This is a genomic window from Acinetobacter sp. 228 (genome assembly GCF_048147885.1).
In genome coordinates this window covers 1-1,401 of sequence record NZ_JAYWYV010000255.1, presented here as the reverse complement: position 1 = coordinate 1,401, position 1,401 = coordinate 1, and the positions used below count along the sequence as shown (strand labels likewise).

The window sequence follows — 1,401 nt, the reverse complement described above, 5'->3', positions numbered from 1 at the left end:
GTCTGTTCTTTCCCGTGAGTGGATTCACAAAGGGACTAAAGCTTATAAATATGCAGGATTTGCTTTATTCCTCGTAGGTTTTGCTAGCTTCTCTCTAATTTATTGTGTACAGCCACTCTTACCTGCATTTAGCCAAAGCTTTCAGATTAGTCCTGCGAGTAGCTCTTTGGCACTGTCATTAACGACTGCCTTTTTAGCCATTTCGATTGTGCTATCGAGTGCCTTTTCACAAGCGATTGGCCGTCGCGGCGTGATCTTTGCGTCAATGCTGTGTGCCGCAATTTTAAATATTGTCTCGATGTTTACACCGAACTGGCACAGTTTACTCATAGCACGTGCGTTAGAAGGTTTACTGCTTGGTGGCGTACCCGCAGTGACTATGGCTTGGATTGCCGAAGAAATTGCACCTGAACACCTCGGTAAAACCATGGGTTTATATATTGCAGGGACAGCCTTTGGTGGCATGATGGGCCGTGTCGGTATGGGTATTTTGGTTGAATATTTTTCATGGCGCACCGCCTTAGGCCTACTTGGAGCAATCTGTTTTATTTGCTCAATTGCATTTTTAAAACTACTGCCTACTTCGCGTAATTTTGTGCAGAAAAAAGGGCTGAATTTAGGCTTTCACATACAAATGTGGCGTGCTCATTTAAGCAATACTAAATTATTACGCCTGTTTGCCATTGGTTTCTTGCTTACCAGTGTGTTCGTGACCTTGTTTAACTATGCAACCTTCCGCTTAAGCGGCGCACCTTATTCACTGAGTCAAACACAAATTAGCCTTATTTTCTTGTCGTATAGCTTTGGTATGGTGTCTTCATCGTTGGCAGGTAGCTTAGCCGATCGCTTCGGCAAGAAAACCATGATGATGAGTGGCTTTGCGCTTATGATCGTGGGTAGTCTCATGACCCTCCTCACTTCTCTTTTCGGCATTATTATTGGCATCGCATTTATTACCACAGGCTTCTTTATTACCCACTCACTTACGAGTAGTTCTGTGGGTGCCGAAAGCAAACAAGCTAAAGCTCATGCCAGTTCGCTTTACTTGCTGTTTTACTATATGGGTTCAAGTATTGTCGGCTCGGCGGGCGGTTGGTTCTGGTTACACGGTGGCTGGAGTGCGATTGTCGGTTTAACCGTGGTCTTGTCTTTAATTGGAATATTTTTAGCGGTTTATACTTCACATGCCAAAGCACATTAATATAGTAAAACCCTAACTTTTTTAGGCTAAACCCGATGAGTATTTAAAAATCATATGAAAAAATTTAAATGCTCATTTTTTGGCTTGTATTTTTTTTAAGAAACTGTAAAATTCACTCCACATCGCCGGCATAGCTCAGTTGGTAGAGCAACTGACTTGTAATCAGTAGGTCCACAGTTCGAATCCGTGTGCCGGCACCA

Annotated in this window: 1 protein-coding gene and 1 tRNA gene; both read left to right on the top strand. The window is 43.0% G+C overall.

Annotated features, from left to right (window positions below; translation table 11 throughout):
* A partial coding sequence (gene sxtP, locus VXQ92_RS17940) for a multidrug efflux MFS transporter SxtP (protein ID WP_416682719.1) occupies positions 1–1,201 on the top strand: 1,201 nt, incomplete at its 5' end.
* A gap of 124 nt (positions 1,202–1,325) precedes the next feature.
* Positions 1,326–1,401 (top strand) — tRNA-Thr (locus VXQ92_RS17935).